The organism is Adhaeribacter soli (assembly GCF_008727925.1).
Classification (GTDB): Bacteria; Bacteroidota; Bacteroidia; order Cytophagales; family Hymenobacteraceae; genus Adhaeribacter_A; species Adhaeribacter_A soli.
In genome coordinates this window covers 106,212-128,713 of sequence record NZ_VTWT01000013.1, presented here as the reverse complement: position 1 = coordinate 128,713, position 22,502 = coordinate 106,212, and the positions used below count along the sequence as shown (strand labels likewise).

18 protein-coding genes are annotated in these 22,502 nt (G+C 47.6%); 10 read left to right on the top strand and 8 right to left on the bottom strand.

Features of this window, described 5'->3' with window-relative positions:
- Position 1: 1 nt before the first annotated feature.
- Genes F0P94_RS18575 through F0P94_RS18565 form a run of 3 tightly spaced genes read left to right on the top strand, consistent with a single transcriptional unit; the run spans position 2 to position 4,805 of the window.
- Complete coding sequence (locus F0P94_RS18575) at positions 2–1,627, top strand: S8 family serine peptidase (RefSeq protein ID WP_150905878.1); 1,626 nt, start codon at positions 2–4, stop codon at positions 1,625–1,627.
- Between the two features lie 49 nt (positions 1,628–1,676).
- On the top strand, positions 1,677–2,333 hold the full coding sequence (gene rpe / locus F0P94_RS18570; protein WP_150905876.1) for a ribulose-phosphate 3-epimerase: 657 nt from the start codon (positions 1,677–1,679) through the stop codon (positions 2,331–2,333).
- A 12-nt stretch (positions 2,334–2,345) separates the two neighbouring features.
- Positions 2,346–4,805: a TonB-dependent receptor gene (locus F0P94_RS18565; protein WP_150905874.1), complete on the top strand. Its 2,460-nt coding sequence runs from the start codon at positions 2,346–2,348 to the stop codon at positions 4,803–4,805.
- Between the two features lie 335 nt (positions 4,806–5,140).
- Here F0P94_RS18565 and F0P94_RS18560 read toward each other — a convergent pair whose 3' ends face one another.
- Together F0P94_RS18560 and F0P94_RS18555 are read right to left on the bottom strand one after the other, a co-directional pair.
- The gene (locus F0P94_RS18560; protein WP_191907103.1) at positions 5,141–6,007 is read right to left on the bottom strand and encodes a DUF2911 domain-containing protein; all 867 of its coding nucleotides are present in this window, start codon (positions 6,005–6,007) and stop codon (positions 5,141–5,143) included.
- Positions 6,008–6,095: 88 nt separating this feature from the next.
- Complete coding sequence (locus tag F0P94_RS18555; RefSeq protein WP_150905870.1) at positions 6,096–6,779, bottom strand: YiiX/YebB-like N1pC/P60 family cysteine hydrolase; 684 nt, start codon at positions 6,777–6,779, stop codon at positions 6,096–6,098.
- A 543-nt stretch (positions 6,780–7,322) separates the two neighbouring features.
- Between F0P94_RS18555 and F0P94_RS18550 the strand changes: the two genes are divergently transcribed.
- The 5 genes from F0P94_RS18550 to F0P94_RS18530 all read left to right on the top strand — a co-directional run bounded on the left by F0P94_RS18550 (position 7,323) and on the right by F0P94_RS18530 (position 13,005).
- Positions 7,323–8,102: a C39 family peptidase gene (locus F0P94_RS18550; RefSeq protein ID WP_225307289.1), complete on the top strand. Its 780-nt coding sequence runs from the start codon at positions 7,323–7,325 to the stop codon at positions 8,100–8,102.
- Between the two features lie 4 nt (positions 8,103–8,106).
- Entirely contained in the window at positions 8,107–9,582 is a 1,476-nt protein-coding gene (locus F0P94_RS18545) for a RimK family protein (RefSeq protein ID WP_150905868.1), read from the top strand.
- Positions 9,566–10,813 carry a carboxylate-amine ligase gene (locus F0P94_RS18540; protein ID WP_150905866.1) on the top strand — a complete coding sequence of 416 codons (1,248 nt, stop codon included), beginning with the start codon at positions 9,566–9,568 and terminating at the stop codon, positions 10,811–10,813. Before F0P94_RS18545 ends, F0P94_RS18540 begins: the two co-directional genes overlap by 17 nt.
- 91 nt (positions 10,814–10,904) lie before the next feature.
- Complete coding sequence (locus F0P94_RS18535; protein ID WP_150905864.1) at positions 10,905–11,597, top strand: N-formylglutamate amidohydrolase; 693 nt, start codon at positions 10,905–10,907, stop codon at positions 11,595–11,597.
- A gap of 625 nt (positions 11,598–12,222) precedes the next feature.
- Positions 12,223–13,005, top strand: coding sequence for a class II glutamine amidotransferase (locus tag F0P94_RS18530; RefSeq protein WP_191907102.1), 783 nt, complete (start codon positions 12,223–12,225; stop codon positions 13,003–13,005).
- 90 nt (positions 13,006–13,095) lie between these two features.
- Here the strand turns inward: F0P94_RS18530 and F0P94_RS18525 are convergent, their stop codons facing one another.
- The 6 genes from F0P94_RS18525 to F0P94_RS18500 form a co-directional block, all read right to left on the bottom strand.
- Positions 13,096–14,469: a glycosyltransferase family 39 protein gene (locus F0P94_RS18525; RefSeq protein ID WP_150905860.1), complete on the bottom strand. Its 1,374-nt coding sequence runs from the start codon at positions 14,467–14,469 to the stop codon at positions 13,096–13,098.
- A gap of 157 nt (positions 14,470–14,626) precedes the next feature.
- On the bottom strand, positions 14,627–15,139 hold the full coding sequence (locus F0P94_RS18520; RefSeq protein WP_150905859.1) for an FKBP-type peptidyl-prolyl cis-trans isomerase: 513 nt from the start codon (positions 15,137–15,139) through the stop codon (positions 14,627–14,629).
- Between the two features lie 221 nt (positions 15,140–15,360).
- On the bottom strand, positions 15,361–17,322 hold the full coding sequence (locus F0P94_RS18515; RefSeq protein ID WP_150905857.1) for an AAA domain-containing protein: 1,962 nt from the start codon (positions 17,320–17,322) through the stop codon (positions 15,361–15,363).
- A gap of 391 nt (positions 17,323–17,713) precedes the next feature.
- Positions 17,714–18,076: a putative signal transducing protein gene (locus F0P94_RS18510; RefSeq protein ID WP_150905855.1), complete on the bottom strand. Its 363-nt coding sequence runs from the start codon at positions 18,074–18,076 to the stop codon at positions 17,714–17,716.
- On the bottom strand, positions 18,066–18,608 hold the full coding sequence (locus F0P94_RS18505) for a hypothetical protein (protein WP_150905853.1): 543 nt from the start codon (positions 18,606–18,608) through the stop codon (positions 18,066–18,068). The genes F0P94_RS18510 and F0P94_RS18505 overlap by 11 nt, the downstream gene beginning before the upstream one ends.
- A gap of 196 nt (positions 18,609–18,804) precedes the next feature.
- Positions 18,805–21,108: an efflux RND transporter permease subunit gene (locus tag F0P94_RS18500; protein ID WP_150905851.1), complete on the bottom strand. Its 2,304-nt coding sequence runs from the start codon at positions 21,106–21,108 to the stop codon at positions 18,805–18,807.
- A gap of 30 nt (positions 21,109–21,138) precedes the next feature.
- On the opposite strand from F0P94_RS18500, the gene F0P94_RS18495 reads away from it, so the two are divergent.
- Both F0P94_RS18495 and F0P94_RS18490 read left to right on the top strand, forming a co-directional pair.
- Entirely contained in the window at positions 21,139–21,432 is a 294-nt protein-coding gene (locus F0P94_RS18495) for a hypothetical protein (protein WP_150905849.1), read from the top strand.
- Between the two features lie 235 nt (positions 21,433–21,667).
- Complete coding sequence (locus tag F0P94_RS18490; RefSeq protein ID WP_150905847.1) at positions 21,668–22,462, top strand: thymidylate synthase; 795 nt, start codon at positions 21,668–21,670, stop codon at positions 22,460–22,462.
- The last annotated feature ends 40 nt before the right edge of the window (positions 22,463–22,502 follow it).

Genomic DNA, 22,502 nt, shown 5'->3' with positions numbered 1-22,502 from the left:
CATGAAAAAACTTTTTACGCTGTGCTGTTTATTTCTTTGCAGTTTCCCGAGCCTGGTACAGGCGCAAACCGATAAAAAGTATTTCATTTATTTTAAAGACAAGGCCAATTCGCCTTATTCCGTTAGCCAGCCGGCCGCATATCTTTCCCAGGCTGCCCTGGCCCGCCGTACCCGCCAGAACATTACCGTTAAAACCCGCGACCTGCCGGTAAACCCGGCGTACGTATCCGGAATTAAAAATACCGGCGCTTCGGTTCTTTATAAAAGCAGATGGTTTAACGGAGTTTTAGTTTCTGCCAGTCCGGCCCAGCTTGCTTTAATTCAGAACCTGCCTTTTGTAAACGCTACCTTTGCAACCGAAAAAACCAGTGGCGCAACCCAACCGGATAAAACGGAAAAGCCGGCTAATGCCTTACGCCTGGCCGCCAACCGGAGCGATTACGGGATTTCTTACCGCCAGGCGGAAATGATCGGGGCCACCCAGATGCACGATGCCGGTTTCCGGGGCGAAGGCATGACCATCGCCGTTTTCGATGCCGGTTTCCCCGACGTAAATACCGGTTTGCCTTTTGCGCACCTTTTCCGGAACAACCAGATAAAAGGCACTTACGACTTTGTAGACAACGACCAGACCGTTTACGAGAAGAACTCCCACGGCACCATGGCTTTGTCCTGCATCGGGGCTTACCAGTTGGGTAAATACATCGGTACGGCCTATAAAGCAAATTTCTATTTATTTATTACGGAAGATGTCCGTTCGGAGCACCCGGTGGAAGAATTTAACTGGCTTTTTGCCGCCGAATATGCCGACAGCGCCGGCGTAGATATTATCAGTTCTTCCCTGGGCTATAATTTTTTCGATGAACCTTCCGTAAGTTATTCCTACGCCGATCTGAACGGTGATAAAGCTGTTTCTACCCGCGCCGCGGATTTTGCCGCTGCTACCGGAATTCTGGTCGTAAATTCAGCTGGGAACGAAGGCGAAGATAAAGACTGGCGATATATTATTGCTCCGGCTGACGGAGATTCGGTATTGGCAGTTGGCGCGGTAGATTCCCTGGGATTTAAAGCATCTTTTAGTTCGTTTGGTCCAACTTCCGATGGCAGGATCAAACCCAATGTTTCGGCTCAGGGTAGAATGGCTGCCGTGGTCACCACCAACGGGTATATTGGCCGGAATAACGGCACTTCCTTTTCCTGCCCCATTATTTCGGGCTTAGCCGCCGGGCTCTGGCAGGCCAATCCGCACCTGACCAACATGGAGCTGATCGATCTGCTGCAGCGTTCCGGAACCCAGGCCTCTAAACCGGATAATAACCTTGGATACGGTATTCCTAATTTTCAGCGGGCGTTCCAGTTGTCGTACCCCACCGATATTGTCGTTTATCCCAATCCTTCGGAAGGCAATAATATAGCTTTAGCCTTTCCTAAAAGTTACTGGTCCGCACCGGTAGAAATAAATGTGTATGACCGGATCGGTCGGAAAGTACAGGCATTCACCGTTCCAAAACTTAATACCAAAGGAACACTTAATTTCACCCTGAAATCAAACTTAAAGTCCGGTTTTTATTTTATCCAGACCATTCAGGGAAAACAAGTGAAGAGTATCCGGTTCCTGAAACTTTAACTTACTTTGTACCCAGAAAACAACTTATCGTTTACCTTTAACTTACCTCATGTCCCCGATTATTGCCCCTTCCGTTTTGGCCTCCGATTTTGCGAATTTGCAGTCTGAAGTAGAAATGCTGAACCGTAGCCAGGCCGACTGGCTGCACATCGATATCATGGATGGCCGCTTTGTGCCGAATATCTCGTTTGGTTTACCGGTGCAGGAAGCTATCGCCAGGCACGCTCAGAAGCCGCTGGATGTTCACCTGATGATCGTTGAGCCGCAATTGTACATTGAGCAGTTCAGAAAAGCCGGTGCTTCGCTGATTTCCGTGCATTACGAAGCTTGTACCCATTTGCACCGCGTGGTGCAGCAGATCAAAGATTGCGGAGCCAAAGCTGGCGTTGCACTTAATCCGCATACGCCCGTTTCTGTGCTCGAAGACATAATTGCCGATGTGGAATTGGTTTGCATCATGTCGGTTAATCCGGGTTTTGGCGGGCAGAAATTCATTCAGAATACCTACAGTAAAATAGAAAAGCTGAAAGATCTGATCCTGCAGAAAAATTCACCGGCGCTGATCGAAATTGACGGCGGCGTGAACCAGCAGAATGCTCCTGAACTCCTGAAAAAAGGCGCCGATGTACTGGTGGCCGGAAGCTTCGTGTTCTCGGCGGCCGATCCGGAAAAAACCATTGCCGATTTAAAAAATGTTGCTTACTGACCTAACGGTTGCATGCTGAAAACAAAACTCTTAGTTTTTTTCTTATTTACGTTCGCGCAATTCGCATTCGCCCAGCAGGCGGTGATCCGGGGAACGGTTCAGACCATCGAAAACCAGCCCCTGGAAGCAGCCACCGTTTCGGTGAAAGGAACTACGAATGGCGCCATCACCGATGCCACTGGCAGGTTTGAGCTGAAGCTGCCGGTGGCCGGAAGTTTTACCATTGTGGTGCAGTACCTGAGCTATAAAACCCAGGAAACAAAGGTAAAGCTGGCCGCCGGGGAAATGCGCGAACTGGAATTCCGCCTCGAGCCCGATGCCAAAGTGCTGAACACCACCGAAGTCCGTTCCCGCCGGGAAGATGATACCCGCGAGCAGGTGAGTATCATGAAGCTGGACCCGCGGCTTTCCCGCACGCTGCCTTCGGCTTTCAACGATTTTAACAAGCTGCTGGTAACGCTGCCGGGTGTGGTGAGCAATAACGAGCTTTCTTCTACGTATTCGGTGCGGGGCGGCAATTACGACGAAAACCTGGTTTACGTAAACGGCATTGAAATTTACCGGCCTTTTCTGGTTACCAGCGGACAGCAGGAGGGTTTAAGCTTCGTGAACCCGGACATGGCCGGCAGCGTGGAATTTTCTTCCGGCGGCTGGCAGCCTAAATTTGGCGATAAGCTTTCGTCGGTATTAAGCATCGATTACAAGCAGCCCCAGGAATTTGCCGCTTCCCTGACCGGCGGCCTGACCGGCGGTTCGGCACACGTAGAGGCGGCTTCCAAAAACAAAAAAGTTACTTATTTATTCGGCGCCCGGCACAAAGATGCCCGCTACCTGTTTCACCGGTTGGAGGTAGAAGGGGACTACAAACCGGTTTTCTCCGATTTTCAGAGCTACATCACTTTTAACCTCACCAAAGACAGCGTTCTGAACCCGAACAATCCGGCCAAAACATCTATCGGGATCTTAACTTCTTTTGCCCGCAACCGTTACGAACTGGCCCCGGCAACTTCGGAAACCAGTTTCGGCACGGTTAACCGGGTGGTGCGCCTGAAGATCTTTTACGAAGGCAAAGAGCAGATGGAGTACGAAACCTACCAGGCCGGCGTAAACCTGAAACACCATTTCAGCGAGTGGCTAACTTCGGAACTGATCCTTTCGGCGGCGCACTCCAAAGAACGGGAATACCGCGATACCGAAGCATTCTACTTTTTCTGCGATGTAAATACCGATCCGTCTTCGCCGGGCTTTAACGAATGCGTGCGTTCCCGCGATGTAGGCAGCCGCTACGATCATTCCCGCAACCAGCTCCGGGCTTTAATTGCTACGTTGGAAAACCGCAATACCTACCGTTTCAATAACCGCCATACGCTGCAATGGGGAATTAAGGCCGGCCGGGAAGACATCACGGATCATCTTTCGGAATACAACTTCATCGATTCCACCGATTTTGTGGTGAAGCGCAACCTGCTGAAAACGGATATCGAACTGAAATCTTTCCGGTACCAGGCCTACGCCCAGCACACCGTTTACATCGATTCTTTAAAGACTTTAACTTATGGATTGCGGGCCAACTACTGGGATTTTAACCGGGAGTTTATTCTTTCGCCCAGAATTCAGTACGCGTTAACCTCCCGCCGCAACCCGGCCCTGACGTATAAATTCGCCACCGGCCTTTATGTGCAGCCACCCTTCTACCGGGAGCTTCGCAATGCCCGGGGTGAATTGAACCGTGACCTGAAAGCCCAGCGTTCGACTCACTTTATTGCCGGTACCGAATACCATTTCAGCAAGTGGAACCGCGATTTTAAACTTACTGCCGAAGCTTATTACAAGCACCTGACCAACGTAATTCCGTATGACATCGACAATGTACGCTTGCGGTATTATGCCTTGAACAATGCCAAAGCCTATGCCGCCGGTTTCGATGTGCGGGTAAACGGGGAATTCATAAAAGGGGCGGAATCGTGGTTTAGTTTAGGCGTGCTTAGCACCAAAGAAGACATTGAAGGCGATAAAAAGGATGTTTTAGATGCGGAAGGTAACGTAATCGGCCAGCAGGAGATCGGTTATGTGCGGCGGCCAAGCGACCAGCGGGTTACTGTAGGCGTTTTCTTCCAGGACCACTTACCGAATAACCCGACCTGGAAAATGTACCTGAATATGATTTATGGCAGCAGCCTGGCATATAGCTATCCGGGTGTGCCCAGCGGCAGAGGAGTTTTAGGCGGCCGTTCCTACCTCCGGCCTGATGTTGGTTTTTCCAAGCTCATTACCCTCCGCGATGCCAGTGCCAGCAATAGCAAAAATCCCCTGGAAAGCTTGTGGATCAGTCTGGAAATTCTAAACGTTATTGCGGCAAGCAACCTGGTTTCTTACAGCTTCGTGCAGGATATAAACGGGGCATACTACGCCGTTCCGAATTATCTTTCCGCCCGCACAGTAAACCTGCGGTTTATTGCCAGGTTTAAGTAATTATCCAGGAAGCAGCTAAAGGATTCGAACGGTCATTCCGAGCGAAGTCGAGGAAACTTATGGGAATTACAATGATAAAGCGAGCGTAGCAAGATTTGTCTTACTGTTTAATTCTAGTTATGCGGCTCCATAAGTTCCCTCGGCTAGCGCTCGGGATGACCATCTTTTTAACCTTAGTTATGATGGAAGCTTCAGCAAAGGCCTTGTTTAAAATTTTAACCAGTTTTACTTAACAGGAGCAGGTTCTCAAATCAAGATTTTAAAGTAAACTCCAATAAAAAACGATAGCTTTTTCCTCAGAAAAGCTACCGTTTTTTATTTCTATCTGGAATTGTTTAATTCTGTTTCACCCGCCATTCCTTTAAATCCAGTTCCAGATCCGTGGCGTATTGTTTGAAGGTTTCTTTTTCCTGTTCACCTAGTTTAATGGCTTTTTTTACCAGCACTACGGCTTCGCGGTATTCGTTGTGCTGGGCCATAAGCTGGGCTTTAAGCCAGTTGTTGTAAAAGTTGCTGTTTATCTCAATGGATTTATCGATGAGCTCAAGCGCCAGTTCCGATTCTTTTTTGTTTTGCAGGAAGTAATTCACCGCTTGGGCGTAAATGCGCCAATCGTCTGGTTTGGCCTGGCTGATGGCGCTCTTAATATTGGCAACCGCTTTTTTATCTACTTCTACGTCGATCCGGATCGGAATTCGGATCTTCTCCCAGTTAAGGTTCAGTTCGCCGGAAGTTGGTTTAATGTTGGTAAAAGAGAAGAAGAGGGTTTCGTGGTGGTCGCTGGGGATGGCCTGAACCGGCACCCGCAAGGCATCTTCGCTTTGCTTGTAATCGAAAGCGCCCCATTGGTTTAACTCTTTGTTGAAGATGATGGTCCAGTTATCGTGGGTTTCTGGAATGGTGAAAAGGGAATACGTACCGGCCGGCAACTTTTCGCCCTGCACCACCACATCGTCGCTGAAGGTTACCAGCGTGGCCTCATTAGCACCTGTCCGCCATACTTCGCCGTAGGGTACTAATTTTCCCCAAACTTCCCGGCCCCGGATGCTGGGCGTGTGGTATTTCACCGAAACATCCGTCAGGCCGATGGTCTGGCTAACGCTGGCTTTGGGACTGGCTAAAGGCAAAACCAGTTCCTGAGCCCGGGCGAAAAAGGAAAGGAAAAGAAAGAAACTTAGGAAACACAAATTTTTGGTTTTCATAAGGAGCAATTTTGTGAGAGTAGTAATGAAACAAGCAAGATCCGGAAATGATTCACCAGTAAAAACTGTGCCAGAATTTCGCATTATTCTACAAAGCGGGGTTACGGGTACCCGGCTTGCCGTAAGGGAAATACATTTTCAGTTTCTTAGAGCACGACATACCGCCAGGGTTTAATCCGGGGTCGTTTTGCGGCACGCGGGCATTCAGCTTCTGGAAATATTCTTCCCACACCGGCATAATGGTTTCGGTACCAGGCGTGGCGTAAGTCATAGGGGCCAAATCAAAAACGGGCTGGTTATTATTGGCGGCCTTAAACATATCATAGATCAGTTCGGAACAGTAATAAGCATCGTTATCCATGGCAAATACATCGTCGTAAGGCTTTCCGAGCAGCTTTTCTCCCTTCGCCAAAGCGGTTGCCACTAAATTCTGATACGGTTTTTGCAGCCGGCCGACCGCAACTTTGGGCTTTTTCTCGGCATCGAGCTGGCGGTTCAGGAATTTTTCCAACGGCGTGTAATGCACATTTTTGCCAATGGCTTCCAATACCTCAATTTTTCCGTTCGGCTGAATCTTTACAATACCTACATGGGAAAAAGTAGCGTTGTTGTAGCCTGTCGTTACGCTTTCAATGGCATCGCAAAGGCCGCCGCAATCCAGGTCCTGGAACAGCAGGTCGCCGTTCTTTAGTTTGAATTTGCTCTGCGCCGCAACCGGCAGGTTCAGAAACAGTAGGGAAAACACCGAAAAAAGTAACGTTCTAAAATTCATTTAAAAACAGGTTCCGTTATAAAACAACCGCAAATATAAGCCTTCCGCCGGGTGGTTCCTATATTTTGCAGTTTAATAGGGGAGGAACAATGTAGCGTAGGGTTTAACCCATGCCTTTAACTTAACTTCCGTTGACTGAAGTCAACGGAAATGGATAGCGAATTTTTTAAATGGTAAATTCTATTTTCAGTTTCTAGTGTATCTATTGCCGTTGACTTCAGTCAACGGAAGGCGTTAAGCGCCCTATTGCTCTTCCGGACAAAGATGTCCGAAACAGCGGTTAGATTTAATAGGGAGATTTACCGAAAAAGGATTCTGACAGTAGCGTATGTTTTAAACCCTACGCTACTTTTAGTTCCGGGAAAGCTGCTTTCATCGCAACTGCTAACCTTCAAGCCTGAAAAACAGCTTTCCTAGACTAAGAACCTTTCCGGTTCTGGTGTTACAGCCCTTTCAATTGAATTTTTCATCAAAAGTTCAGACTTCCTTTAAAATCCTCGTATAAGGTGGAAAACAGATTCCGCTTAACCAATTCCTGTCGCTGTGCTTGATATAAAGCTCCTGAACAAACTTAAGATCCTGACCCAACCCGATGATTCCACTTGCGGACCGACGAGCCTGCATGCCGTGTATCAGTATTACCAGGATTTTATTTCGCTCGACGATGTGATCTCGGAAGTTTCTTTCCTTTCGGAAGGGGGGACACTGGCCGTTTTGCTGGCCTGCCATGCCTTGAAACGCGGCTACAAAGCGCGGCTTTATTCCTACAACCTGCACGTGTTCGATCCGACCTGGTTTCGTTCCACCAACGAGAAGATCATCAAGAACCTGCAAGAACAGATGCATTATAAGCACGATGCCAAGCTTCACATGGCTTCCAAGGCATACATCGAATTTCTGCAGCTGGGCGGGGAACTATGCTGCGAGGACCTGACGCCGAAACTTCTGGATGAACATTTCAGCAAAGGCATTCCAATCCTGACGGGGCTGAGCGCCACGTATCTGTACAACTGTGCCAGGGAGCGGACCAATGACCGGGACGAAAGTGTTTACGACGATATCCGGGGCGAACCGCTGGGGCATTTTGTGGTGCTTTGCGGCTTCACGCCCGAAAAAGATAAAATTATAGTGGCCGATCCGTATCAGGAAAATCCGTTTTTCCGGAATAATTACTACCAAGTAAACGTGTCGCGCCTCATCAATTCCATTATGCTGGGCATGGTTACCTACGATGCCAATATTTTAATCATAGAACCCCGGGACAGCAACCTGAAACCAGACCTGGTACCCGAATCCGAAATCATTACTCAATCACTTTCCTGAATAAATGCGCAAGATTGTAATCGTTAATAATCCGAAAGACTGGGATTTTAACATTGAAGACGTTGAAGTAGTGGCAGCGCAAGCATACCTTACCGATCCGGCTTACACCGAAATTAAGAACGCCCGCATTTTTAACCTTTGCCGCTCTTACAAATACCAGAGTACCGGCTATTACGTGTCGCTGCTGGCCGAAGCCCGCGGCCACCGGGCTATTCCGAACGTTACCACCATCCAGGACCTGAAAAGCCAGACGATCGTGCGGAGCATTACGAACGAAATGGACGACCTGATCCAGAAAAGCCTTTCGGATATAAAATCGCGGGTGTTTACCCTGAGCATTTATTTCGGGCAGAACGTGGCCAGAAAGTACGAAAAACTGAGCAAGCAACTGCACGACCTTTTCCAGGCGCCCTTGCTCCGGGCCGAATTTGTATTCAACAAAGAGTGGAACCTGCACAACATTTCGCCCATTCCGCTGAACGAAGTGCCGGAGCACCACCGCAAATATTTAATGAACTTTGCCAAGGCCTACTTTGCCCGTCACCGTTTCAGCGGCGCCAAACCCAAAGCGAAGATCTACGATCTGGCCATCTTAACGAACCCGCTGGAAAGCGACCCGCCAAGCAACCGCAAAGCCATTCAGCAGTTTATCGAGGCCGCGCATACCCTGGGTTTTTCCACTGAACTTATTACCAAAGACGATTACAAACGCCTTTCAGAATTCGATGCTTTGTTCATCCGGGAAACTACTTCGGTAAACCACCATACCTACCGTTTTGCCCGCCGCGCCCACGCCGATGGCCTGGTGGTGATCGATGATCCGGTTTCGATATTGCGTTGCACGAACAAGGTTTATTTAGCCGAACTGCTGACCAAAGCCAAAGTGCCGATCCCGAAAACCATGATCATCCACAAAGATAACCGCGACCAGGTGGTGCAGGAGTTGGGCCTGCCCACGGTGCTGAAGAAACCCGACAGTTCGTTCTCGCAAGGCGTGGTAAAAGTTTGCGACGAAGCCCAGCTGAACGAGGAACTGGACAGCATGCTCACCACGTCGGAACTCATCATCGGCCAGGAATTTATGCCCACCGATTTCGACTGGCGCATCGGCGTGCTGGACCGTCAACCGCTTTACGCCTGCAAGTATTACATGGCCAAAGATCACTGGCAGATCTATAACTGGAAAGGCAAGAAAAACAACATCAGCGGCAACGCCGAAACCGTAGACATTGGCGAAGTGCCTTTTAATGTCATGCACACGGCCCTGAAAGCTGCCAATTTAATCGGCGATGGCTTGTACGGCGTGGACCTGAAGGAAATAAACGGGCAGGCATACGTAATTGAGGTGAACGACAACCCGAGCATCGACTACGGGTACGAAGACCAGTTGCTGAAAAAAGACCTGTACCTGAGCATTTTGAAATCCATTAAACGAAGAATCGAAATTCAAAAGAATATTCCTAATGAGCAGTCCGCGTAAACCCCTGCACTTGTTTGAAGCCTATGGCGTGGAAATGGAATACATGATCGTGAAAAACGACACGCTGGAAATTCTGCCCATTACCGACAAAGTTATTTATGACGTGGCCGGCAAATTCGATTCGGATGTAGAGCTGGGCGATATGGCCTGGAGCAACGAACTGGTGCTGCACGTAATTGAACTGAAAACCAACGGTCCGGCCAGAACGCTAACCGGTTTAATTGAAAAATTCCAGGCCCAGGTAAACCATATAAACCAACTGCTTCAGAAATACAACGCCCGGTTATTGGGCAGCGGCGCGCATCCGTTCATGGACCCGTACCGGGAAATGTGTTTATGGCCGCACGAGCACAACCAGATCTACGAAGCCTACAATAAGATCTTCGATTGCCGCGGCCACGGTTGGGCCAATCTGCAAAGCACGCACCTGAACCTGCCTTTTGCCAACGACGAGGAATTCGGAAAACTGCACGCGGCCATAAGAATTTTAATGCCGATCATTCCGGCCCTCAGCGCTTCTTCGCCGGTGCTGGATAACCAGGTTTCCGGCTTTTCCGATACGCGACTGGAAGTTTATAAAAGCAACCAGAAGCAGATCCCCAGTATTGCCGGCAAAGTAATTCCGGAACGGGTCTTCAGCAAAGCGGAATACGAGCAGAAAATCTTCAAACGCATCTACGCCGACATTGCTCCTTACGACGAAGACGAGATCTTGCGCGACCAGTTCCTGAACTCCCGCGGCGCCATCGCCCGTTTTGATCGGGGTGCCATCGAGATCCGGATCATCGATATTCAGGAATGCCCGCAAGCTGACATTGCCGTTTTAAGTGCCGTGATAGAAACCCTGAAAGCCCTGGTGGCCGAGCGTTGGGTTTCGGTTGCAGAACAGCAAAACTGGAAAGAAGACGACCTTGCTGAAATTCTCTGGAAGGTGGTTAAAGACGGACAGCAGGCAGAAATTAACAATCCCGCATATTTAAAGCTTTGTGGGTATGATAAAGGGGATACCTGTACGGCCAAAGAACTCTGGCAACATTTGTACGACACCATTTTAACCGCTTCCATTCCGGAAGAAAGTACCCGGCAAGCCCTGGCTTTTATCCTGCAGAACGATACCCTTTCTGCCCGGATCGTAAAAGCTCTGAACGGTAATCCTTCTCCGGAAAAGATCAAAGCCGTATATGAACAGTTGGCTGATTGCCTGAAGGAAGGAAAGCAGTTTTTGGGTTAAAAACCATAGCGTATTTCAAACAAAGCGGGTTAATAAACCTCACCGGTTTCTGAAACCTGTGAGGTTTTTCGCCTTTTAAAATTAGATTGAAATGCAGAAAATTCTGATAACCTGTGAACACGGCGGCCGCGATATTCCGGCGGAATACGCATCTTATTTTTCCGATCACGAAGCCTTGCTAGCCACCCATCGGGGCTACGACATCGGGGCACTGAAGCTTTACGAAAAGCTGGTTTCTGCAGGAGCCGATGCTGCCTTTTTTTCGGAAACGAGCCGGCTTTTGGTAGAACTGAACCGCTCCAAACGCCACCCGAATTTATTCTCAATTGCTACCAAAAACCTGCCCAGAGAAAAACAGAACGCCATTCTGGAATACCATTATGTGCCGTACCGGCAGGCGGTGGAAGAAGCAATTTCCGGTTTCATAGAAAAAGACCATAGCGTGCTGCACCTTTCCGTGCATTCGTTTACTCCGGTGCTGAACGGCGTGTTGCGGAATGCGGACATTGGTTTGCTTTACGACCCGAAACGGAAGCGGGAAAATGAGTTCTGTGCCCGCTGGAAGAAATTGCTTTCAGAAGCTAACCCCAATTTAAAAGTAAGGTTCAATTACCCCTACCGTGGCACTGCTGATGGATTTACGACGCACCTCCGGCGCATGTTCCCGGATGAACAATATGCGGGTATTGAGCTGGAAGTAAACCAGAAATTCCCGTTAGAGGAAGCCGAAGTTTGGGAGAACGTGCAGGAAACGATCGTAAAAACTTTTCAAAAAGCCAGATAAAATAACGGAATGAAGGATTGGCTTTAGAGCATGTTTAAATTTTATTTTTGCAAGCGAAAATTTTCAGTACCGGGTTCTGAGGAAGGCTTTTTGGAGCAGCATAGCAGCGCTATGGTGCGAGAAAAAGACAAACCCAGGTTCCGGTAATGGAAATTTGCAGCGCAAAGGATGAATTTAAAACATGCTCTTAGTTTGGTTTAAACAATTCAGCCTTTCCGGACTTTTATTATTTATTGATGTTGTGCAAGCAGGAGATAGGTTCCCCTCTAAAGGCAGGGTTGATTTATTCTTAAGATTCTCCCCTTGAGGGGAGCGGGTGGGGTGTTAACTACCGATTGCTCCTTGAAGAAACAGCTCTTTTTGAGGCTGTCGCCTCACTGAAGTTACAAACTTCAGATTATTTATAGGTCAAAGTTATATACTTAGACCAGCATTTTTGAAAATGAATCGACCCTTCCCTCTAAAGTGGGACCTGAAAAAGCTTTCATAGCATTAGTTAATTATTAATTCCTAATTAAAAGCCATGTGCCGGTTTGTAGCTTATATTGGAAAACCGATTATGATGTATGACCTGCTTTTTAAGCCGAAAAATTCGCTGATTAAGCAGAGTGTAAAGGCCAGTGAAATGGAGGAACCATTGAACGGCGATGGGTTTGGAGTGGGGTGGTATACACCTGAAGCGAATGATATGCCCGGCCGGTTCCTTTCGGTAAGACCCGCCTGGAACGACCGGAACCTGCAATACATAGCCCCGAAAATTACGTCAGATTGTATGTTTGCCCACGTGCGGGCAGCCACAGATTCGCCGGTAAACGAACTGAATTGTCACCCGTTCCATTATGGCCAGTACCTGTTTATGCATAACGGCGACATTGAGGGTTTTCAGAAAATAAAGCGGGAAATGGTACGGCACCTGCCCGATAATATTTATGCCAACATAGAAGGGCTTACCGATTCGGAGCATTTGTTTGCCTTATTTCTGCATCAGTTGGAAAAGCAGCGAGCCAAACAGCTCCCAATAAAAATTGCGAATGCGCTGGAAGATGCCATTGTGGAAGTTGAACAGATAAAAGCCCGCCTGAAGGTTAAGGAACCGAGTTATATCAATGCCTGTGTAACCAATGGCGATATAATTGTTGCCGTGCGGTATGTTTCAGACCTAAGTTTGCCGGCTTCTACGTTGTATTATTCGGAAGGGGCGGTCTATTCCTGCGAAAAGGGTATTTGCCGGATGAAAAAAAGCAAAAATAACAAGGATAACGCTGTGCTCATTGTATCGGAAAAACTAAGCAATAAACGCTCCGACTGGCACGAAATTCCGGTTAACCATATCGTTACGGTAGATAAGAATTTAGAAGTGAATTTGTCTGTGTGTGAACGTACCCTGAAAACCAGGGCCAGCTCCTGATTGCTACCAAAAGTTAACGGCCTGTTTAACAATTCCTTTTTAGAAAGCAAACCTTCAGGTTTTGGAAAAAAAATCGGTTACGAGATTTACTTACACCAGAGTCTCTTTATTGGTCCTGAAGATCTGGCCTGCATGTTTTGATTGTTTTCGGTTAAAAAAATATTGCGCGCTCAAAACGCTGGCAAAAACGAGTAAAAACCAAACCGGTTCTTTAAAGCGCGCACACCCGATCGGTCCCGGCGCGGCGGCCATATAACCCATTAGCACTACAGCAAAAATCCTTACCGCTAGGTCCTGTTTACGGTGGAAGAAACCCCACCAGGCAAAGATTACCGCCATAATCAGATTAATGCCAAAGATCAGCGCCATGTAAAGCGTTAGTCCCAGTGGCAGTTTAGAGAAATAATTCAGGATGCCGGCAAAGCCGCGTTCCCGCCATTCGTTAAAGAACCCGAATTCCGTTTTGGTTTGCAGCGGCGGCAGAAAGCTTACCAGATCGTAGCGCCCCGGATCCAGTAAAAAGTTGACCGCCCCCCGGAAATGCAACCAGGAATAGAGCCCGATATTTTCTTTTATAATGGCAAAACTTTCCTTCTCAATGTGCTTAAGCCGTTCCTCCAGATTAGCATAATCGGCATCGGTCTGGTTGATCTTTTTAAGAATGGCCTGGGCCGAATCCATGCCGTGCAGGTGCGTTAAAAGGGCATAAGTATTGTAATCGGAGAGGTTGTAGGTTTTAATGGATGTGTAATGAAAGTACCCCGTAACCTGCTGGTTGTAAAAGCATAATGCAAAAATTGAAAAAGGCATGATCAGGCTTTGCAGCAACAATATTTTCTTCCGGTTCTTCCAAACCAGATAAGCCATAAACAGCATATTAGGCAGCCAGAAATAAACCAGAACCGGTTTGGTAAGCACCGCGAGTGCCAGCAGCAGGTTGTAGAAAAGCATCCAGCGCGGGTGCGGCCATTTCAGATACAAAATCAGGAAAAAGAATGACCAGAACAGGCAGGTTTCCAGCACCAGCTCGCTCATGACCATGTTGGTATAAACCAGGTGGGTAGGGAAGAAGACGAGAGCAATAAAGAGAATGCTATGCAGGTATTTCTTCGGTAGTTTTACGTCTTTCAAAAGCCAGACCAAACCGGTAAAATTAAGGAAGGCCAGCAGGTTCTGTAAAACCAGGATCCCGAAATGCGAGGAGGAAACCAGCTGTGTTAAATAAACCAAGTATCCGTAAACCGGCGTCCGGAGCGTCCACATTTGCAGAATGAACGGTTTTTTCCATTCCCAGCTGTAAAGGCTGCCGTGGTTCTTTATGTTTTCGGCCTGGTAAAGGTATTCCTGCGAATCGGTAATGTAAATACTTTTAAAATGCAGGGCGAGGCAAAAAAAGAGCAACTGTAAGGCTAGGGCAGCCAGTAAAATGGGCGCGTGCGCTTTCAGAAAATTCCGGAATTTCATTCCCGAAATTAACAAAATTTCCAATAGGCCGGAACAAAATAAAACCGGAAGCTTTTACAAACTTCCGGTTCCTGATAAATACTTTTTAGCGCTAAAACATTATCCTTTTCAGTTAAAAAAGTCTTGTGTCTTACGTCTTACATCCAGCGTCTAAAGACTAGTGATGATGTCCGCCTGGTCCGTGCACGTGGCCGTGCGCAATTTCTTCGGCGGTAGCGTCGCGTACTTCCTCAACTTTGCCTTCGAAGAACATGGCCATGCCTGCCAGCGGGTGGTTGAAGTTCATGCGTACTTCAGTATCGGTAATGGCTTCTACTTTGCCCTGCAGCTGATTGCCTTCGGCATCGGCCATCGGCAGGAAATTGCCTACCTGCAGCATTTCGTCGTCGATTTTGCCGTCAACTTCAAATACCGCCTTCGGAATATTCACGATCGCGTTCTCATCCGGATGCCCGTAACCTTCTTCAGCTTCCAGCTTGAACTTGAAGGATTCGCCTTCTTCCTTGCCGGTTAAATACTCTTCAAATTTATCGGGTAAGCCCCCAGCGCCGAACAAAAACACCATCGGGTGCTCTTTTTCTGCGGTTTCTACTAATACGTGTTCGCCGGTTTCATCCTGCACTTTAAGCTCGTAGGTGAGCGAAACCACTTTGTTCTCGCTGATCTTCATAATTATTGCGTTTTTTTCAAAGGTAGGGGAAATAATGATTAATGATTAATGAATAATGATTAATAATAGCAAAAAAATAGTTACGGTATTTGGCAGGTTTTGATTTCAAAAAGTCTCAAACAATTTTATGTAATGAACTTTCCTTTGAAAAACTCAAGCTATTCTTCTGTATTGACCTGAACTACAAAAACTATTAATCATTAATCATTAATCATTAACCATTAATCATTAATAAGCTCCCACGCACTTCTGTAAGCACCTATATCCTCCGTGTATTGCACGAATTCCTGGTAGAATGGGTCATAAGTCAACGTGGCACTTTCGCCGACGATTACCAGTTTCTTTTTGGCGCGGGTCATACCTACGTTCATGCGGCGGATATCGGCCAGGAAACCGATCTCTCCGCGGTCGTTGCTACGCACCATACTGATGTAGATGATGTCGCGTTCCTGCCCCTGAAAACTGTCTACCGTGCCTACCGATAATAGCTTCTTTAAGGTAAGCTCGTGCAGTTCCGGGATCTGTTCGATCTGGTCTTTCAGGTAATTGATCTGGGCGCGGTAAGGCGAAATAACTCCTATTCTTAATTTGTTTTCCCTGCCGTTTTCATCTTCTGTTTTCGGAAATTGCTGAAGCAATTGCTGCAGGTGTTTAATGAGCAGATCGGCTTCTTCGGGATTGGCAACGGAGCTGGTTTCCGAAAAAGATTGCTCGTTGTACCCACAGCCGGCCGTATCGATAAATTCCACCGCCAGACCTTCGGTAAAAGCCGGATTGAAATGATGCAGGTCCGAAAAATGAACCGATTCGTGGGCCTTCAGTTCACCGCCATAGAAACGCTTGTTGGAGAAGGTCATGATCTGGTGGTGCATCCGGTACTGGGTTTTCAGCATTACGGCTACGTTTGGCTGACGGTCGATGCATTTTTCAAACAAGGTCCGGCTTAATCCTAAACGGTCTGCTTTTTCCGATTTTACGGTTGGCGGCAACTGAAAATGGTCGCCGGCCAGTACCACGCGGTTGGCACGGGTAATCGGGATCCAGCAGCCGGGTTCCAGCGCCTGGGCGGCCTCGTCGATGAAAACGGTGTCGTAGGTAAGGTGGCGGATTACGCGGTTGGCTGAACCTACGAGCGTACAGGTAATTACCTGCACGCGGCTCAGCAGATCGTCGATGATGTAACGTTCAATTTCGTCGGCTTCCTGCAGCATCATTTTGCTTTCTTCCTTCAGCAGGCGGCGTTGTTCGCGTTCTTCCCAGCCAAATTTGCGCTTGTGCTGAAAGGCCATGCTCTTGTATTCTTCGGCATTGCGGCGCAACAGTTTCAGGTTTTTGTAATCGCGGTGGTTCATGATCTGCGCATCCAGGGTATGCTGCAGGAGCATTTCCGATACCCGCGAGGGGTGGCCGATTCGGATAACGTTCACACCCTGCTCGGCAATCTTTTCGGTAAGCAAATCAACGGCCGTGTTGCTGGGCGCGCATACCAGAAGCCGCTTCTCTGATTCCAAGGTTCTAAGAACGGCCTGCACCAGCGTAGTAGTTTTGCCCGTGCCCGGCGGACCGTGGATAATGGCCACATCTCTGGCGGCTTCAATATTTTTTACCGCTTCGTTTTGCGAATCATTTAATTGCGGAACAGGCCGGAAAGGGATGTTCGGCTTAAAAGCTGCCGGCTGCACGCCGTAAAGCACTTCCCGCAACTGGGCCAATCGGGTGCCCTCGGTTTCAATCACCTTTTTCAGAGCATATTCCATTTCCCGGTAACTCATCTCGTCGAAGGTCAGGTCGATGCCTAATTTTCCGGCTTCGATCCAGTCGGGGAGGTCTTCTTTGTTCGTGGCTAAAGTCAGCTTATTGCGCTTCAGGGTCATGATCACGCCGCTGAGCTGGTTGCTGTTGTGGCCCTGGTCGTTATGCGAATTGGTGAAAATGGAAGCGGCTTTGCCGGTCTGGAAAAGGTGCAGCTGGTCGCGGCCGCCCTGCCGTTCTATTTCAACCACTACTTTGCCGCCGAAACCAATTTCAGTAGCCGTTATGGCAATGGGGTACCAGCACAAACCGCTTTTCTTGCGTTCGGCAATCGGCGATTTGGCGCTTTTAAGTTTATATTGTTCCAGGTCTTCTTCCTGCTCCATTTTGAGCAGCGTTTGCACCTGGCTGAGTTCTTCTTTTACAGTCATTTTATTTTCAGACACAAGTATTAAGACACAAGTATCAGGATTTTTTTTGTTAAAAATTTATATGGTTGAGAAACCGGATCGGGTTTTTCTTTGAAAATGATACGGTTTCGGGAAGTAAAAGTAAGGATAAATGGAAAGGAATTCCCATTCAGTAGCATAGGGTTTAAACTCTATGCCTTCAACTTAAGACAAAAGGACTCTTCCAGACATCTATTTCTGGAAGCAACCTGCCGGGGACATCTTTGTCCCCGGATGCATAAACGCGGACATGGATGTCCGCACCACCATACGTTTCAGACACAGATGTCTGAAACAGCGGTAATTCTTAATTCACAATCCTTAATTTGACAGAATTGGGTTTAAACCCTACCCTACTGCATGGCTTTCATATTTACTTCGAAAACTTATTGCCGCAACTTTCACACTTGTAAACTTCGGTGCCGGCATAATAGAGTTTTTGCCAGAACGGTAGCTTTTCGGCCTTAAAAACGGCTTCCGATTTGCACCGGGGGCACCGGACATGTTGTTTGGCGGCGGCTACATCGGCCTGGAATTTTGCGGTTATTTGTTCAGCGGCCGCAAAATCCTCTTCCGAAACCAGCAACTCAAAATACTGGCCTTCGCCGAAAGGAATGGCCGGCGGACCACTGTTCTTTACGATTGCGGAAATGCCGGCGTCCTGAAAGGCATTGTAGAGTAAAAGGCCTTCTTCGTAGCTTAAATAATTGGCCGCGCTTATCAGTTTACCTTCCACGTTTCTGGGCTAACTTGGTACGTAATCGGATCACATAAAACAGCAGGAACAAGGCGACAAGGGTGGCAAAAACCGTGATCATGTCGTGCTCGGTTTTGGCGGCTTTGGTTTCCTGTAGGCGGTCTTCCAGCTCTTTTATTCTCTGCAGGCGCTGCTTGTCGCGGGTTTCGAGGTTGGCTACTTGCCGCTTCATTTCAAAAATATTTTCTGAAATCATCCGGGTGTCAGCTTTGCGTTCGGTTTGCAGCTTTTCGGTTTTTACCGTCAGGTCGGCGTTTCGTTTTACATAGCTGGCCTGCACGCTGTTAATAATTTCGGTGTCTTTCTTTATAATGGCCTTCAGGTTATCGATGATCTTCATCAGGTCCTTTTTCGATTTCTTGCCCCAGAAATTACTGTTCTGCGCGTTCAGGAATTCGTATTCTTTTATCAGTTCCTGGCGTTCGCGCACCAGCCGCTGGTATTCATCGTCTTGCGCCGAAAGTTGAAGGCAAAGTAAAAGCAGGCAGCAAAGGCTGAGAAGTTTCTTCATGAGGTAATTGGTAGTTTGTATCAGGAATCAAGTATCAAGTATCAGGTAGCGGGAATTAAATCCTCTGAATTAAAACGCAAATTAGTAAATACTCCCCTAAATGTTTCTGGTAATACAAATTCCAGATACCAGATACTAATTCTGAAACCTGATACCTGATACCTGCTCCCTGATACTTGCTACCTGATACCATACTCTAACTCACCAGCTCAGTAGTTTTCGCCTTTAAAATCTTAGCCTTTTTCTTTGATTCAGCCGGTTTGTAGAAATACAGCAGCAAAACCGGCAAAAGGAAAATTTCGGCGGCAATGCCGAAAATAAGGGTTAAGCCAATAAGCAATCCGGTATAGAAAGTGCCGTCGAAACTGGAGAAAAGCAGGGTGAAAAAGCCGCAAACCAGAATGCTGGAGTTGATAATGATGGCCTTACCGGCGTGCTTGAAGGTATAGCGAATGGCTTTGAAAAGGGATGGTTCTTTTAAAGTAACCAGCTTGAATTTGCTGATAAAGTGGATGGTATCGTCGATGGCTATGCCGAAGGCGATGGTGAAAATGATGGACGTGGAAACTTTCATGTTCACCCCGAAAATACCCATTACCGCTCCGATCATGAGAATGGGCACCAGGTTAGGTATAATGGTAATCAGGGCCATCCGGAAACTCCGGAATAACCCCAGCGCAATCAAAACCACAATTAAAATATCGGTTCCCATGCCCAGCATCATGTTCGTGGTCAGGTCTTCGCCGTTTTTATCCATTAACAGGGAGGTGCCGGTCAGGCGGGTTTGCAGCACGTTCGGGTTGGTGTTTTTTGTGATGAAGTTATTTAATTCCGTGTTCATCACTTTGGCTTTGGCGCTGCCAACGTCGGGCATTTTACCGGTCAGTCTACCGTTTTTTCCGTCTTCGGAAATGAGTTGTTTCAGATCGTCCTTTTTGGCGAAAAGTTTTAGTTTGGCAGAAAGGCGCTTCAGTTCTTTTTCGGTTTCTGGAAGTTTGTAAAAATCGTTGCTGCCAACGTTAAAACTTCGGTTCAGGGCTTTTACCACCGTAACTGGCGAAGCCATAAAATTCAGGCCGTACGTTTGGCTCAGGTAGTTTTCAATTTCTTCGGTTTCGCGCAAGGTTTCCAGGTCGTAAATGGTTTTGCCGGGCGCGGCTTTCAGGTGCATTTCGAACGGTCGGACGCCGGCAAATTTTTCTTCGAAATATAAGAAATCCTGCTTTACCGGATCGTCGTCGGAAAGGTCTTCCAGGAAGGTGGAGTTAATCTGGATCTTCGTGATACTGGCCAGGGAAATGATGATGAATCCGGCGCTTATTCCCATGATCGCCAAACGGTGTTTCACTACACGCCGGAACAAATTGCTGAGCAGATCGAACCAGCTGCGGCCGTCTTTGGAAGGTCGGTGCATTTTGGGTTTATCGAGCAGGATCATCATGGCTGGCAGCAGCGTGTAGGCCAGTACGAACGTAAGCAAAACCGAAGTGCCGGTGTACAAACCAAAATTGCTGATCGGCCCGATGGGTGAAGTTACGAGTGAGAAAAAACCGACGGAAGTAGTAATGGAAGTAAGTAACGAAGCAAACCCGGATTCTTTTAAGGTGATTTTTATCGCTTCCATTTTAGGCGTGCCGAAGTCAATTTCCGTTACGTACCGCGTGAGAATGTGCATCACGTCGCTCATGCCTACTACAAACATCATGGTTGGCAAAAGCACCGTCATCAGGTCGATGGAAGCGCCGAAATACCGCATCATGGCCAGGCCCCAGACGATGGCAAAAAGCACCACCGTAAGCGGCAGCACCACGCCCCACCAGGTCCGGAAGGTAAGCCACAGCACTACAATGAGTAGCAGAATTCCCAGCGACATGAGCACGGCTAGTTCGCTTTGCATCCGGTCCACGAAAATAGATTCCGCTACGGATTTTCCGGCTACGTGCGTTTGGGTTAAGCCAAGCCGGGCGAGTTCGGCATTCACGTTTTGCATCAGCGTGTCGGCCGGCAACTTAAGTAAGTTGGGCGAAGTTTTCAGCGCAATGGAAATTGATTTGCTGTCTTCCGAGAAAAAGCTGTTTATCAGGCCCGGGGTCTGGAAGATCAGGGCCGAATCGGCGGGTAACCGTACGGGTTCGTAGGGGTGGAGGTATGGCACTTCAAAAACACCAAAGTCCTCAATAACTGGATTTTTAAGCGTGGTAGGCGAAACCACTTCCGCAATGTGCCGCTGTTTGTTCAGGAAACCGGAAAGGGTATCTATTTTGGCTAAAAAAGCAGGTTCGAAAACGGTTTTTGACGCGTCAATTCCTAACAGAATATAGTCGTTGTCGTTGCCGAACAGGGCGCGGTATTCGTTGTAATAAGCAAGGTCTTCGTCGCCTTGGGGAAAGAAATGGTCGAAATCGTAATCGAACTGCAGCTGGGAGGCGTGGTAGGCGTTGACTCCGGTAATTGCCAGAATAACCGCAATAACCAGATAACAGATTTTTTTATGAGGCATTTTTGCTACTAAACCGGTTAAAAACTATCTTTGGAACCGGAAACTTTCGTTATATTTACAAAGTTAACAACCCAAGCTAAAAAGTATTTGTTTCATTTTTATAATCATCATCACATGAAAAAATTAACCCTTGCAATCGCCCTTTTTGCCTTTGTTGGTTCTGCTTCTGTTAATGCAGCCGTAATTAAGCCGGAAGGCGAGAAAACGGAAAAAGCTGAGAAAGCCGATAAAAAAGCGAAGAAATCTAAAAAGTCTAAAGCCTGTACCCCAGGCGAAGGTGAAGGCACTAAAGCCTGCTGCAAGAAAAAAGAAGCAAAGTCATAGTTGACCCCTCCCAACCCTCCCCTAAAAACAGGGGAGGGCTTTTTTTTCGTCTGCTAAACCAGACGGTAATAAGTTAATAGCAGCTCTTTGTAGCGTAGGGTTTAAACCCTACGCTACTTTTTTTTGGTTTTGCTTATCGTTTTTGAATGGCATAAGCCAAAATTTCAGGAAAGCAACGTTGTAATTCCGGAATAATTTTCAAATTTTCACATCTCCAAATTTTCAAATTAAAGAAATGAAGCAGTACCTGGATCTCATGCAGCACATTCTGGATAACGGAACCAAGAAAGAGGATCGTACCGGCACCGGCACCATTAGTGTGTTCGGGTATCAGATGCGGTTCAATCTTCAGGAAGGTTTTCCGCTGGTTACTACTAAGAAGGTGCATTTGAAAAGCATTATCCATGAACTGCTCTGGTTTCTGAAAGGCGAAACGAATATTAAATACCTGAAGGAGAATGGCGTAAGCATCTGGGATGAATGGGCGGATGAAAATGGCGAACTGGGTCCGGTTTACGGTTCGCAGTGGCGTAGCTGGCCAACGCCGGATGGCGGCCACATCGACCAGATCCAGCAGGTGGTGAATCAGCTGAAAACGAACCCGGATTCGCGCCGCATCATTGTGAGCGCCTGGAACGTAGCGGAAATTAATAATATGAAACTGCCGCCCTGCCATGCGTTTTTCCAGTTCTACGTTGCAGACGGTAAGCTTTCCTGTCAGCTCTATCAGCGCAGCGCTGATACTTTTCTGGGCGTTCCGTTCAACATTGCTTCGTATGCATTATTAACCTTAATGATGGCCCAGGTATGCGACCTCGAACCGGGTGAATTCATCTGGACCGGCGGCGATACCCATTTGTACAGCAATCATATCGAGCAGGCGCAGTTACAATTAACCCGCGAGCCGAAGCCGTTGCCGCAAATGAAACTGAACCCGGAGGTAAAAGATATTTTCGGATTTAAATACGAAGACTTTAAACTGGAGAACTACGAAAGCTGGCCGGCTATTAAAGCGTCGGTAGCGGTGTAGATTTACGATTTTGGATTTACGATTTTTATAAAGGCAGTTG

Coding starts and splice junctions, on each gene's coding strand:
- F0P94_RS18575 (WP_150905878.1), top strand. CDS start 2: ATGAAAAAACTTTTTACGCTGTGCTGTTTATTTCTTTGCAGTTTCCCG.
- rpe (WP_150905876.1), top strand. CDS start 1,677: ATGTCCCCGATTATTGCCCCTTCCGTTTTGGCCTCCGATTTTGCGAAT.
- F0P94_RS18565 (WP_150905874.1), top strand. CDS start 2,346: ATGCTGAAAACAAAACTCTTAGTTTTTTTCTTATTTACGTTCGCGCAA.
- F0P94_RS18560 (WP_191907103.1), bottom strand. CDS start 6,007: ATGAAAACCAAAAATTTGTGTTTCCTAAGTTTCTTTCTTTTCCTTTCC.
- F0P94_RS18555 (WP_150905870.1), bottom strand. CDS start 6,779: ATGAATTTTAGAACGTTACTTTTTTCGGTGTTTTCCCTACTGTTTCTG.
- F0P94_RS18545 (WP_150905868.1), top strand. CDS start 8,107: ATGCGCAAGATTGTAATCGTTAATAATCCGAAAGACTGGGATTTTAAC.
- F0P94_RS18540 (WP_150905866.1), top strand. CDS start 9,566: ATGAGCAGTCCGCGTAAACCCCTGCACTTGTTTGAAGCCTATGGCGTG.
- F0P94_RS18535 (WP_150905864.1), top strand. CDS start 10,905: ATGCAGAAAATTCTGATAACCTGTGAACACGGCGGCCGCGATATTCCG.
- F0P94_RS18530 (WP_191907102.1), top strand. CDS start 12,223: ATGGAGGAACCATTGAACGGCGATGGGTTTGGAGTGGGGTGGTATACA.
- F0P94_RS18525 (WP_150905860.1), bottom strand. CDS start 14,469: ATGAAATTCCGGAATTTTCTGAAAGCGCACGCGCCCATTTTACTGGCT.
- F0P94_RS18520 (WP_150905859.1), bottom strand. CDS start 15,139: ATGAAGATCAGCGAGAACAAAGTGGTTTCGCTCACCTACGAGCTTAAA.
- F0P94_RS18515 (WP_150905857.1), bottom strand. CDS start 17,322: ATGACTGTAAAAGAAGAACTCAGCCAGGTGCAAACGCTGCTCAAAATG.
- F0P94_RS18505 (WP_150905853.1), bottom strand. CDS start 18,608: ATGAAGAAACTTCTCAGCCTTTGCTGCCTGCTTTTACTTTGCCTTCAA.
- F0P94_RS18500 (WP_150905851.1), bottom strand. CDS start 21,108: ATGCCTCATAAAAAAATCTGTTATCTGGTTATTGCGGTTATTCTGGCA.
- F0P94_RS18490 (WP_150905847.1), top strand. CDS start 21,668: ATGAAGCAGTACCTGGATCTCATGCAGCACATTCTGGATAACGGAACC.